At 68.5% G+C, this 12,056-nt stretch carries 11 protein-coding genes; 10 read left to right on the forward strand and 1 reads right to left on the reverse strand.

Features of this window, described 5'->3' with window-relative positions:
• Nucleotides 1–117: 117 nt before the first annotated feature.
• From ACN6LB_RS35885 to ACN6LB_RS35925, 9 genes are all read left to right on the forward strand, one after another.
• Complete coding sequence (locus ACN6LB_RS35885; RefSeq protein ID WP_445029491.1) at nucleotides 118–1,794, forward strand: FAD-dependent oxidoreductase; 1,677 nt, start codon at nucleotides 118–120, stop codon at nucleotides 1,792–1,794.
• Between the two features lie 11 nt (nucleotides 1,795–1,805).
• The gene (locus tag ACN6LB_RS35890; RefSeq protein WP_445029520.1) at nucleotides 1,806–3,275 is read left to right on the forward strand and encodes an ATP-binding protein; all 1,470 of its coding nucleotides are present in this window, start codon (nucleotides 1,806–1,808) and stop codon (nucleotides 3,273–3,275) included.
• On the forward strand, nucleotides 3,272–3,622 hold the full coding sequence (locus tag ACN6LB_RS35895) for a UBP-type zinc finger domain-containing protein (RefSeq protein ID WP_445029492.1): 351 nt from the start codon (nucleotides 3,272–3,274) through the stop codon (nucleotides 3,620–3,622). The genes ACN6LB_RS35890 and ACN6LB_RS35895 overlap by 4 nt, the downstream gene beginning before the upstream one ends.
• A gap of 860 nt (nucleotides 3,623–4,482) precedes the next feature.
• Nucleotides 4,483–4,647, forward strand: a complete 165-nt coding sequence (locus tag ACN6LB_RS35900) for a hypothetical protein (RefSeq protein WP_445029493.1) — start codon at nucleotides 4,483–4,485, stop codon at nucleotides 4,645–4,647.
• 252 nt (nucleotides 4,648–4,899) lie between these two features.
• Nucleotides 4,900–5,895, forward strand: coding sequence for an NAD(P)/FAD-dependent oxidoreductase (locus ACN6LB_RS35905; protein WP_445029521.1), 996 nt, complete (start codon nucleotides 4,900–4,902; stop codon nucleotides 5,893–5,895).
• A gap of 181 nt (nucleotides 5,896–6,076) precedes the next feature.
• Nucleotides 6,077–7,084 carry an NmrA family NAD(P)-binding protein gene (locus tag ACN6LB_RS35910; RefSeq protein WP_445029494.1) on the forward strand — a complete coding sequence of 336 codons (1,008 nt, stop codon included), beginning with the start codon at nucleotides 6,077–6,079 and terminating at the stop codon, nucleotides 7,082–7,084.
• A gap of 85 nt (nucleotides 7,085–7,169) precedes the next feature.
• Nucleotides 7,170–8,801, forward strand: a complete 1,632-nt coding sequence (locus ACN6LB_RS35915; protein ID WP_445029495.1) for an MFS transporter — start codon at nucleotides 7,170–7,172, stop codon at nucleotides 8,799–8,801.
• Between the two features lie 245 nt (nucleotides 8,802–9,046).
• Entirely contained in the window at nucleotides 9,047–9,415 is a 369-nt protein-coding gene (locus tag ACN6LB_RS35920; RefSeq protein WP_445029496.1) for a hypothetical protein, read from the forward strand.
• A gap of 11 nt (nucleotides 9,416–9,426) precedes the next feature.
• A complete protein-coding gene (locus tag ACN6LB_RS35925) occupies nucleotides 9,427–10,209 on the forward strand; it encodes an alpha/beta fold hydrolase (protein WP_445029497.1) in 783 nt (260 codons plus the stop codon).
• Here ACN6LB_RS35925 and ACN6LB_RS35930 read toward each other — a convergent pair.
• Nucleotides 10,178–10,573, reverse strand: coding sequence for a DUF6924 domain-containing protein (locus tag ACN6LB_RS35930; protein ID WP_445029498.1), 396 nt, complete (start codon nucleotides 10,571–10,573; stop codon nucleotides 10,178–10,180). The genes ACN6LB_RS35925 and ACN6LB_RS35930 overlap by 32 nt on opposite strands.
• A 489-nt stretch (nucleotides 10,574–11,062) precedes the next feature.
• Here ACN6LB_RS35930 and ACN6LB_RS35935 point away from each other — a divergent pair, with 489 nt between their 5' ends.
• Nucleotides 11,063–11,719, forward strand: coding sequence for a DUF1707 SHOCT-like domain-containing protein (locus ACN6LB_RS35935; RefSeq protein WP_445029499.1), 657 nt, complete (start codon nucleotides 11,063–11,065; stop codon nucleotides 11,717–11,719).
• Nucleotides 11,720–12,056 lie beyond the last annotated feature (337 nt).

Below are 12,056 nucleotides of genomic sequence, written 5' to 3' on the forward strand. Positions count from 1 at the left end.
CGACTCGCGGCGGAGCTGACCGGAGCGAAGCAGGGCGACGAACATACGATGACTCAAAGGCGGCGCGGCACCGAGCCGGCGCCGACCGGTGATCCGATCACTCGGGGTGGGAGACGTATGGCACAGACCGCGGACGCTGCGCGGACCGTCATCATGACCGTGGACGACGACCCCGGGGTGTCCCGGGCCGTCGCCCGTGACCTGCGACGGCGCTACAGCGAGTCGTACCGGATCGTGCGCGCCGAGTCCGGCGAGTCCGCCCTTGACGCGCTGCGGGAGCTGAAGCTGCGCGGCGATCTGGTCGCGGTGATCCTGGCCGACTACCGCATGCCCCAGATGAACGGCATCGAATTCCTCGAACACGCCATGGACGTCTACCCGGGCGCCCGCCGCGTGCTGCTGACCGCGTACGCGGACACCAACGCGGCGATCGACGCGATCAACGTCGTCGACCTCGACCACTACCTCCTCAAGCCCTGGGACCCGCCGGAGGAGAAGCTCTACCCGGTGCTCGACGACCTGCTGGAGGCGTGGCGGTCCAGTGACTTCCGGCCGGTGCCGAGCACCAAGGTCGTCGGTCACCGGTGGTCGGCCCGCTCGTCGGACGTGCGGGAGTTCCTGGCCCGCAACCAGGTGCCGTACCGCTGGTACTCCACCGAGGAACCCGAGGGGCAGCGGCTGCTCGCAGCCTGCGAGCAGGACGGGCAGCGGCTGCCGGTGGTGATCACGGCGGACGGTACGGCGCTCGTCGAGCCGGAGGTGCCCGAACTGGCCGCGCACGTGGGGCTGGCGACGACACCCACGGCCGACTTCTACGACCTGGTCGTCATCGGCGGCGGGCCGGCCGGGCTGGGCGCGGCCGTGTACGGGGCCTCAGAGGGCTTGCGTACGGTGCTGGTGGAGCGGTCGGCGACCGGCGGGCAGGCCGGGCAGAGTTCGCGGATCGAGAACTATCTGGGCTTCCCGGACGGGGTGTCCGGCGGCCAGCTCACCGACCGGGCGCGACGCCAGGCCACGAAGTTCGGCGCCGAGATCCTCTCCGCGCGGGAGGTGACCGGTCTGGAGAGCAGCGGGGCGGCGCGGCTCGTACGGTTCGCGGACGGGTCGCAGATCGCGGCGCACAGCGTGATCCTGGCGACCGGTGTGTCGTACCGGCAGCTGGAGGCGCCGGGTGCCGACGAGCTGTCGGGCCGCGGGGTGTTCTACGGGTCCGCGCTCACCGAGGCCGCCGCCTGCCAGGGCCACGACGTGTACATCGTCGGCGGCGCCAACTCGGCCGGGCAGGCGGCGATGTACCTGTCCAGGGGCGCCAAGTCGGTCACCCTGCTGGTGCGCGGAGCGGACCTCACCGCGTCGATGTCGCACTATCTGATCCAGCAGATCGCCGAGTCGCCGAACATCTTTGTACGGGCCCACACGGTCGTCGAGGCCGCGCACGGCGACGGCCACCTGGACCAGCTGACGCTGCGCGACACGACGAGCGGGAACACCGAACTGGTCGACGCGCAGTGGCTGTTCGTGTTCATCGGCGCGGCCCCGCTGACTGACTGGCTGGAGGGTACGGTGTCGCGGGACGAGCGCGGGTTCATCCTCGCCGGGCCCGATCTGACCGCCGACGGGCGGCCACCGGCGGACTGGGAGCTGGACCGGCCGCCGTACCACCTGGAGACCAACATCCCCGGCGTGTTCGTCGCCGGGGACGCGCGCGCGGAGTCCGCCAAGCGGGTCGCGTCCGCCGTCGGAGAGGGAGCCATGGCAGTGATGCTCGTACACCGATATCTGGAGCAGTCGTGAGCGGGCGGCTGATGCCGTGCAGCGCGGCGGAGATCAGCTCGCTGTTCCTCTTCGAGAAGCTCAGCTCCGAGCAGCTCGGCAGGCTGTGCAGCGAGGGACGGGTCGAACTGTTCGACCCCGGGCCGGTGTTCACCGAAGGGGAACCGGCGACCGACTTCTACGTGATGATCGAGGGCACCGTCGTCATGTCGCGCCGGGTGGGCGACGACGACATCGAGGTGAGCCGCACGTCCCAGCCAGGGGTGTACGCGGGGGCTGTGATGGCGTACCTCGGGGACGGAAAACCGCAGCGGTACATCAACTCGTTGCGGGTGTCGGAGCCGACGCGGTTCTTCGTCCTGCCCGCCGAATCGTTCGCGAACTTCATCCACGAGTGGTTTCCGATGGCGGTCCATCTCCTGGAGGGGCTCACCCTCGGTTCGCAGACCTTCCAGCGGGCCGTCGGGCAGCGCGAACGCCTGCTGGCGCTGGGCTCGTTGTCCGCGGGTCTCACCCATGAGCTCAACAACCCGGCCGCGGCCGCCGTACGCGCCACCTCGTCGCTCAGGGACCGGGTCGCGCACATGCGCAACAAGCTCGGCCTCATCGCCTCGGGCGACTATCACCACGACGTCCTGAAGGCCCTGGTCGACCTCCAGGAGCGTACGGCCGAGCGGGTCTCCAAGGCGCCGGCACTGAGCCCGCTCGAAGCGTCCGACCGAGAGGACGAACTCGCCGACTGGCTGGATGACCACGGTGTCCAGAACGGCTGGCAGATCGCGCCGACCTTCGTGCAGGGCGGTCTCGACGTCGACTGGCTGGAGCAGATCGCGGCGGCCGTCGACGACCAGGAGATCCTGCAGAGCGCCATCGGGTGGCTCAACTACACGGTCGAGACCGAGCTGTTGATGTCCGAGATCGAGGACTCCACCACCCGTATCTCGCACCTCGTCGACGCCGCCAAGCAGTACTCGCAGCTGGACCGCGCCCCCTACCAGGTCGCCGATGTGCACGAACTCCTCGACAGCACGCTGCTGATGCTGTCGGGCAAGATCGGTCCACAGGTCAAGGTCGTGAAGGAGTACGACCGTTCGGTGCCGAGGATTCCGGCCTATCCGGCCGAACTGAACCAGGTATGGACCAACCTGATCGACAACGCCGTCTCCGCCATCAAGGGCGCGGGCGACGAAGGGACGTTGACCGTACGCACCGCTCTGGTGCACGACCGGCTGCTGGTGGAATTCCGCGACACGGGCCCGGGAGTGCCGGCCGAGATCCGCGGCCGGATCTTCGACCCGTTCTTCACCACCAAGCCGGTGGGCGAGGGCACCGGGCTGGGGCTCGACATCTCCTGGCGGATCGTCGTCAACAAGCACCACGGTGACCTGAAAGTCGAGTCCGTACCCGGCGACACCCGCTTCCAGGTGCTGCTCCCCCTCACCGCCACCGACCCCGACACCGAGCCCGACACCGTCCCCGACCCGGCCCAGGAGCCCTCATGACCAAGGACACCGGAATCGACCCCGGCGTCCCGCCCAGCGGTGCCGGATGCGTCGAGTGCGACGCCGACGGCGGCTGGTGGTTCCATCTGCGGCGCTGCGCCCAGTGCGGTCACATCGGCTGCTGCGACGACTCACCCGCCAAGCACGCCACCGGCCACTTCCGGGACACCGGCCATCCGGTGATCCGCAGTTACGAGCCGGGCGAGGCCTGGTTCTGGAACTTCGAGACGTCCGAGCTGTACGACTCCGGTCCGGCCCTGGCTCCCCCGGCCGCCCACCCTGCCGACCAGCCCACGCCGGGACCGGCGGGGCGCGTGCCGGCGAACTGGGCGGACACGCTGCGCTGAGCCTGGCCGGCCAGGGCTGTCAGTGGTGGATGTCAGGATTCATCGGTCCCGCATAACCTGTTCGGCACTCCACTCATCGGCCGCTCGCGATGCCCCTGCTGCAGCTCTACGGTGCCGACATCGGTTCGCCGTCCCGCACGCGCTGGAGGTCGTCCCCGGCGTCGGTCACTTCCTGCGCATCGAGGCCCCCGAGGCGATCGCGGAACGGATCGCGGCATGGGCCGAGTAGCGGATCACTCGACCCTCGCGGCGAGAGCATCGGGATGGGTGGCGCGGGGCGGACTCTGACATGGCGTTGTTGCGGACGGCGGGATGGGGCGGATCTCCGCCCGGTGACCAGCGATGCAACCGTCAACCCGGTCGGTCAGAACCGGCAGGTGAACGTTGCTCGTCGATGAGGGCGACCATCAGCCGTTGCGGGGGGCGATCTCCCCGACGAAGTAGGTTGTGGCCGCCTTCAGGATTGCCACATCCCGCCGTCAATCTCGGCCTGGGCGCCCCCAGCGCCACAACGAACTTCTGTTTACCCCGACCTACTTTGACACCGTCAGCACCGCCGCGCTGCGGTATTTGGTCGGGTACTCGGCACGGTGTTACACACCAGCCGGACGGCTCGGGCCCTCAGCTCGGGATCCAACTTCTTCGGCATGACATGCGTCCTTCCAACTCAGAAAGATGCGGCATCAAGCCGGCCCCTACCTGGTGCACGCTGAGTGTCGATCAGAGCGTGGCACTGCGGTCTTCTGCTGTTCGCCTCGGCGAGGACTTCACCGGCATCTACGGGCCCGAAACCATCGAGCGGTTCGGGCTGCTGCTCGCGGCATGTCACCGAATGGGCGTCGTGGCGGTGGGTGAGGTACGTGAACGTCGCCTTCGCGGCCCCCACCCTGATAGGTGCCTTGATGCTGCTGGCCAAGCCCGTGATCACCAAGAAGCCCAAACTTGACATTCCGGGCATCTTCGTGGCGAGCGAGGGTCGACCTGTCGTACTTGACAACTCAGTACAGAACCGCCTAGGTTTCTGACTGTTCAGTACACAACGGTCTCGAGCTCACCGAACAGGCTGCGTGCACGCCTGGCGCGATTGAGGGCAACCCATGCCTTTGAACTCCTCCGCGCCGCCCGGCGTTGCGATGCCAAACCGGGGCCGGACTCTCCACAACAGCCCAAGACGGTCGCCGACCACTTCCTGGGCTTTCTGAACAGCCGACCCCCTCTAACCACCCAGAACTCGAAGGGTTGACCGAACCATGACTGACAAGGAAAGGCAGGAGACCATGGCTGTCACGACTCCTCCGTACGCGAGCGACGCGCTGGCCGAGGGGACCGTCGACGCGGTGGTGATCGGCGGGGGCGCCGCTGGGCTGAACGGTGCACTGATCCTCGCCCGCTCCCGCCGCTCGGTCGTCGTGATCGACAGCGGCTCCCCTCGCAACGCACCCGCGGAGGCCGTGCATGGCCTCATCGCCCTGGACGGCACCCCGCCGACCGAGATCCTTCGACCGGGCCGGGAGCAGGTGCGCCAGTACGGCGGACGCGTCGTCCACGGCGAGGTGGTCTCGGCCGAGTCCGCCGCCCCGTCGGCGGACGGGGACCTGCGGTTCACCGTCACCCTGGCCGACGGCCGCAGCATCACCGCCCGCCGCATCCTGGTGGCCACCGGCCTGAAGGATGTGCTGCCGGAGGTGCCCGGGCTCGCCGAGCACTGGGGACACAGTGTGGTGCACTGCCCGTACTGCCACGGCTGGGAGGTGCGCGATGAGCCCATCGGCATCCTCGCCACCGGCCCCGCCGCCATCGGCCCCGCGTTGTTGTTCCGTCAGCTGACCGAGGACCTGACCTACTTCACCCACGGCACCGACCTGGACGAGGACAGCCGCGCCCGCTTCGCCGCCCGCGGCATCCGCGTCATCGACACCCCGGTCATCGAGGTCGTCAACGACGAGAACGGTGCCCTCGCCGGGGTGCGCCTGGCCGACGGGCAGGTCGTGGCCCGCCGCGTCCTCGGGGTCGTCCCGCAGATGCAGGCCCGCACCCAGGGCCTGGAAGGCCTGAACCTGCCGGTGCAGGACCTGCCGACGGGCCGCACTTTCGCCTCCGGCATCGCCGGCACCACCGAGGTGCCGGGTGTATGGGTGGCCGGCAACGTCACCGATCCGGTCGCCCAGGTCGGGGCCTCCGCAGCGGCCGGCGCACTCGCCGGCATCGAGATCAACAAGATGCTGGCCATCGCGGACACCGACGCGGCCCTCCAGGCGGGATCGCCGAGGTAAGCCCCAAAGCGGCCACGCGATTCCATGCCGGACGGCTTTCAGCCATGCCCACCAAGCAGGCAGCAGGAGCGTCGCGCCGAGGTCAACGCCACCCTCCTCGACTTCCTCGCCCGCCTCGACGACTTCACATCCTCGGCTTCCTGAACGGCCGACCCACCCCCACCAGATGGAGGACAAAACAATGTCGGAGCGCAATCCCGTTCTGATCACCGGCGCCGGCGGCCAAGTCGGTGGCGTAAGCCGGGTGATGATCGACATGCTGCTCGAACAGGGCCACCCGGTGCGCGCGTTCGTACGACGGGACGACGAACGCGCGCAGTCGCTGCGCGAGGCCGGGGTCGAGGTCTTCGTCGGCGACCTGCTCAAACTCGCGGACGTGGCCGCCGCGCTGAAGGGTGTCCGGCGCATCTACTTCAGCATGACCCCGCAGCCGTACTACGCCGACGCCCTCACCTTGATGGCCGCGGCGGCGCGAGCCCAGGGCGACATCGAGGCCTTCGTGCACCTGTCCAACTACGAGCAGTCGTACATGACGCTCGAGAAGATGACCACACCGGATGAGGAGCGGCGTTCTTGGCTCGGCGGACTGGTCACGGACTGGTCACCGCAGCAGCGGGCGCACTGGGTCTGCGAGCAGGTGCTGGACTGGTCCGGCATCCCGACCGTCAACGTGCGCGCGACCCTGTTCGCCGAGAACCCCCATCTGACCTGGATGCAAGCGGGCCCGCTGAGCAACGGTGAACTGCGCCTGCCCTTCGGCAACCAGCGGCTCGCGCCCATCGCCGTTCACGACCTGGCAGAGGTGTGCGTGAAGATGCTGGTCGACCCCGCACCGCACATCTCGAAGTCCTACGAGCTCACCGGTCCGGAGCTGAAGGACATGTACGGGTTCGCTGAGGACTACGCAGCCGTGCTGGGACGCCAGGTCGTCTACATCCCTGAGGAAGTGGAGGCCTGGAACGAGGCCTTCCTTGACGAGACCCTCCTGCAAGAGTCCCTGGGCGACCCGGCTGTGGCCCGGCATGTGGCGGCGCACCTGAGGATCCAGACCAGGCTGATCGCCGGCGGGCGGTACGACGTCCTCTCCGACCAACTGGAAACCCTGCTCGGGCACCCACCGCGGACCATGCGGTGGGCGCTGCAGAACAACACTCGCCTGCGCGAACTGGCGGTCGCCCCGAGCCAGTGAGCACTCCGGCGCAAAAACATGACCCCACACGATGGGGCAACCAAGTGATTCCGCTCGCCCGCCCCGTCCCTCTCAGGAGCTACTGATGTCCTTCCTTGCGAACACCCCCGTGGAGAAGATGCCCGGGCCTTACGCGCGGCGCTGGTGGGCGCTGCTCGTGCTGTGTCTGAGCCTGCTGATCACGGTGATGGCGAACACGTCGCTGATCGTCGCCGCCCCCGACATGACCGCCGAGCTGGGCCTGAGCAGCAGTGATCTGCAGTGGGTCGTCGACGGCTACACCGTTCCGTACGCGGCGCTGATGCTGGTGCTGGGCTCGATCGGCGACAAGTACAGCCGGCGCGGTGCGCTGGTGCTGGGTCTGCTGATCTTCGCCGGTGGTTCGGTGATGGGGAGCATGGTCGACGAGACCTCGCTGGTCATCGTGGCCCGCGCGATCATGGGTTTCGGTGCCGCGGTCGTGATGCCGGCCACGCTGTCCCTGGTGGTCGCGACCTTCCCCCGGAGCGAGCGGACCAAGGCCATCACCGCCTGGGCCGCGACCTCCGGGGTGGCGGTGGCCGTCGGCCCACTGGTCTCCGGCTGGCTGCTTGAGGACCACGCCTGGGGCTCGACCTTCCTGATCAACGTGCCGATCGCCGTCGTCGCCGTGTTCGGCGCGCTCGCCCTGGTACCGCCGTCCAAGGCGGAGGGCATGGGCCGGATCGACTACGTCGGTGGTCTGCTGTCGATCGTCACCGTCGGCTCCCTGATCTACGCCGCCATCGAGGGCCCGCACTTCGGCTGGGGCGCCGGCCCCGTCACCGCCGCCGTGGTCGCCGCTGCCGGTCTGATCGCCTTCGTCGCCTGGGAGCTGCGGCACCCGCACCCGATGCTGAACGTCCGAATGTTCGCGCAGCGGCCCTTCAGCGGCTCGATGCTCGCGGTGATGTTCTTCTTCTTCGGCATGTTCGCCGTGCTCTACTACTCGACGCAGTTCCTGCAGTTCGTCCTCGGCTACGGCGCCCTGGACACGGGCCTACGGCTGCTGCCGCTGGGCGGCGCGGTGTTCCTCGGGTCCGCGCTCACCGGGTTGTTCACTCCGAAGCTGGGGGTGAGGGTGATGGTCGTGACCGGCATGGCCATCGGCACGGCGGGCATGTTCCTGCTCACCCAGATCGACAAGGGGTCGACGTACGGGGACTTCCTGGCGCCGCTGATGATGCTGGGCCTCGCGCTCGGACTGAGCATCTCCCCGGCTACCGACACGATCATGGGCTCCTTCCCCGAGTCCGAGCTGGGCGTCGGCGGTGGTGTCAACGACACCGCGCTGGAGCTGGGCGGGGCGCTGGGCATCGCGGTGCTGGGCTCGCTGCTGGGCACGGCCTACCGGGACGAGCTGACCGACCTGGTGGGCAACCGGCTCCCGGGCCAGGCGATGGAGATCGCCAAGGACTCGGTCGGCGGTGGCCTGGCCGTCGCGCAGCAGGTCGCGCAGGATCCCTCCGCCGGGCCCCAGCAGGCCCAGGCCGCCGTGGACGCCGTCCACCAGGCCTTCGCCCACGGCGTCGCCCAGACCAGCCTCATCGGCGGGATCATCATGGCCGCCGGAACACTGATCGTCCTCGCGGTCCTGCCGGGCCGGCGCGGCTTCGCGAAGCAGAGCGCCGAGCCGGGGGCCGGGACGACGGCGAGCGAGGCGGCGACTGTGCGGGAGCACACCGGGTCCACCCGCTAGATCGCCGGCGGGGCGTCCACTGGAGCGCCGGGGACGCGTCCGCCGGGTCGCCGGTCACCGCCTTCGCCGGATCGCCCGCCAGGCGCGTCGGGCAGGAGCCCCCGGCGGCGCGAGACGCGCAGGGCGCGGGCGTGGTCCACGGTCCACAGCCACACGGATCCTCTGCCGGAACACCTCACCGTCCTCGGCCTCCGGGCCGCCCCGGGGCTCTCCTCCGGGGCGGCCCGGAGGCCAAGGGCCGTGAGGTGACAGCAGCGGTCGCGCAGACGCCGCCCTGCGACGACGGTCATGCTCGATGCGACCGTCGTGAACATCGCGCTGCCCAAGGCACAGCAAGAAGCGGCGCGATCGGGCTGCTGCTCGGCGGCATGCTCACCGAATGGGCGTCGTGGCGCTGCGTGATGTACGTGAACGTCGTCTTCGCGGCCCCCGCCCTGATCGGTGCATTGCTGCTGCTGGCCAAGCCCGTGATCACCAAGAAGCCCGGCCTCAGTTCACGGACCCGCCGCCTGATACGGCGACCTGGTCTCCGCCGGCAGCCACGGACTGCTGTCGGCGGCGCAGACCGAAGACCTGCGGAAGGCAGCGGGGAGACGTCGGGCGTACCGTTCTAATGGAGGCAGCCATGAGGGATCCTTGGGAAGTTCTGACCGCGGGGTCACCTGACGCGGACCGATCAGTTCTGCTCCTGCCGGGCGGTGCCTGCGCAGCACGGTCGTTCAACCTCGTTATGGCTGATCCTGCACTTGCCGGTGCCCGCTTGGTGGCTACGACCATGCCAGGTAATGCTGGCGCACCACCGTCCAAAGACGTGTCCATCCCCGCCCTGGCCCGCCAAGCCGGCGAGCTCGCCAAGACACACGATTGCGACGTGGTCGTTGGCTTCTCACTCGGGGCGACGGTGGCCCTGGACATGGTGCGGTCGGGCCAGTTCCACGGCCCCGTCGTGTTGCTCGGGATCAGCCTGACCACGGCGGACGAGGCCCGATTCTTCCGCACCGTCGTGCGGGCCTCACAAAAGATCGGCAAATGGCCAATGGCCCTGCTGATCCAGCTGATGCCGCTTATGGCGAGATCCGCCAAGACCGATCCGGCACACAAGAAGGAGCTGATCGAGGACCTCAAGAGGAACCGGGCCGCCGATACCGTCCCCCTGTGCGGCGAGTATCTCGACTACGTCGCCGCGGATCGTGACCCAGCAGCCGACCTCGCCGCATTGAACAACCCGGCGTGGGTGGTCCACGCCGAGAAGGGCGACGGCGGCCTCACCGACGCCGAGCGGGCAACACTCGAGGCCGCCCCCAACGTGACGTTGGTGACCCTTCCCGGTTCAGTCTTCTTCCTACCGGACGAGGCTCCGCAGCAGATCGCAGAGGTCATCTCAGCCGCTCTCGCGCAGGCGGCGTGAGGCATGCGGCGTACTCCTCGAAGCCCAGGTTGCCGATGCTCAGGTTGGCGTGGACGTCGTGAACCCCCGCGGGGACGGCGCGGAACTCACGGCCGAACTCGGTCAGTTGCTCGCAGTCCTCGTCATCCACGCACTCCTCTCGCGTCAGCGTGGTGACCTCCGGCAACGCGTGGCTCTCAGCTTGCATGGTTGTCCGGTCGGCCAGGAAGACAACGGCCAGGTTCTCGTCGGCGCAGACCGCATTCAGCGCCTCGTCAATGGTCGCTCCTGCCCAGGCCGGGTCGTCCATGAAATGGACGCGTGCCTCGTACTGTCTGTCTCCCCAGGGCTCCGTCAGCGCCGCCGTCACGTCCTGCCATGCCATGCCTGGTCATCGTGGTAGTCGGTCCTGACGACCAGGACGTCGAACTCATCACGGCCGATGACGGCGGGCACCGCTCTGAGAATCCCTCTCCGCGATGACGATCGGTGAGCCGTGCCCGACTGTCGCACGAGCCGATTCGAGGGAGCGCCATCAACAGCGACCCTGAGGCGGGCGCAGGCAGCACCAGTGTGGAGACCCGGATCAGAAGGCCATGCGCGCGGCCTGGTTGCCGCTGGTGCGGCAGGACGAGCAGACCTTCAAGGTGATGATCAAGGGCTGGCACAGCTGGCGGCTCGCCCGGAATCTACTCCCTCGTGTACGTCGAGGATGATCTCGTCATGATGGAAGGCCGGCGCTTGCCGTGAATCGACGCCATCATCGTCTCTTCGCGATGGGGTCCAGCCGGGATCCATGTCGCGATATAGCGTTAGTCTTCTCTCGCGCCGCTGCCTGCGTCGCGGAGACGTTCGACACGACCAGGACGGAAGTATGCCGGGAGAGATCTCGCCCACCGGGAAGCGCTTCAGCCCCGACTCGTCACCCGAGCTGAGGGCATCTCATGCGGACCGGGACCGGATCGTGGACGTGCTGCGCATCGCGGCGGGGGACGGCCTGCTGACCGCGGACGAGTTGGACGAACGCCTGGAAGCCGCGCTGTCGGCACGCACCGTCAGGGAGCTCACCGCACTGACCGCTGACCTGCCGGCCGTGTCCGCTTCGACCGGCACCGCTGTAGCGGAGGTCAAGGACGTACTCCGCATCGAGGGCATTCACAGTGGTGCGGTCAGACGCGAGGGGCGCTGGGTGGTGCCGCGGAGACTGGAGCTGGCCACGGCGTGGTGTGAGGTGACGCTCGACTTCACTCAGGCAGTGATCACGCAGGACACCTTACGGATCGACATGAACATGGCCGGCAAGAAGCTGACGCTGATCACCAAGCCGGGCATCGAGGTCGATACCGGTGCCCTGAGCCTCGTACACAGCAAGATCAAGATTCGTCAGGCTCCAGACCCCGGGACGCCTATCACGCTGCGCGTGGAGCTGGTCGGCACGACGACCCACGGCCACGTCGTGGTGCGGCGCGCACGGCGGACGTTCGGACAGTGGCTGCTGCGCCAGCCTGCCTCCCCACCTGCAGGCGATTGACTCCATCAGTGGGAACTGGTGGCGGTGGCCGGGGCGGTTTGAGCGAGGCTCCCTGCGATCACAGGGAGCCGTCACGGCCTGAGGGTGTGTTCGATTTCAGACCACGAGCCGCGGTACATCCCCGCCGTGATACGTCGGGCATGACGCTCCGTCATGTCCCGAGGGGGCGGGCTGAACCGGACCGTCGACGTCGACGTCCAGGGCATGAACCACGACGAACTCGCCTGGCAGGAAGTGCTGTTCAAGGGCTTCGAAGTACTGGTCACCGCGGCGGTACACGGCGCGTGCGGGATGGGGATGCGCCTCAGCGTCCACGGTGATTCGTCGACGCTTATGC

Source organism: Streptomyces sp. SAS_270, from assembly GCF_052543295.1.

Coding starts and splice junctions, on each gene's coding strand:
- ACN6LB_RS35885 (WP_445029491.1), top strand. CDS start 118: ATGGCACAGACCGCGGACGCTGCGCGGACCGTCATCATGACCGTGGAC.
- ACN6LB_RS35890 (WP_445029520.1), top strand. CDS start 1,806: ATGCCGTGCAGCGCGGCGGAGATCAGCTCGCTGTTCCTCTTCGAGAAG.
- ACN6LB_RS35895 (WP_445029492.1), top strand. CDS start 3,272: ATGACCAAGGACACCGGAATCGACCCCGGCGTCCCGCCCAGCGGTGCC.
- ACN6LB_RS35905 (WP_445029521.1), top strand. CDS start 4,900: ATGGCTGTCACGACTCCTCCGTACGCGAGCGACGCGCTGGCCGAGGGG.
- ACN6LB_RS35910 (WP_445029494.1), top strand. CDS start 6,077: ATGTCGGAGCGCAATCCCGTTCTGATCACCGGCGCCGGCGGCCAAGTC.
- ACN6LB_RS35915 (WP_445029495.1), top strand. CDS start 7,170: ATGTCCTTCCTTGCGAACACCCCCGTGGAGAAGATGCCCGGGCCTTAC.
- ACN6LB_RS35925 (WP_445029497.1), top strand. CDS start 9,427: ATGAGGGATCCTTGGGAAGTTCTGACCGCGGGGTCACCTGACGCGGAC.
- ACN6LB_RS35930 (WP_445029498.1), bottom strand. CDS start 10,573: ATGGCATGGCAGGACGTGACGGCGGCGCTGACGGAGCCCTGGGGAGAC.
- ACN6LB_RS35935 (WP_445029499.1), top strand. CDS start 11,063: ATGCCGGGAGAGATCTCGCCCACCGGGAAGCGCTTCAGCCCCGACTCG.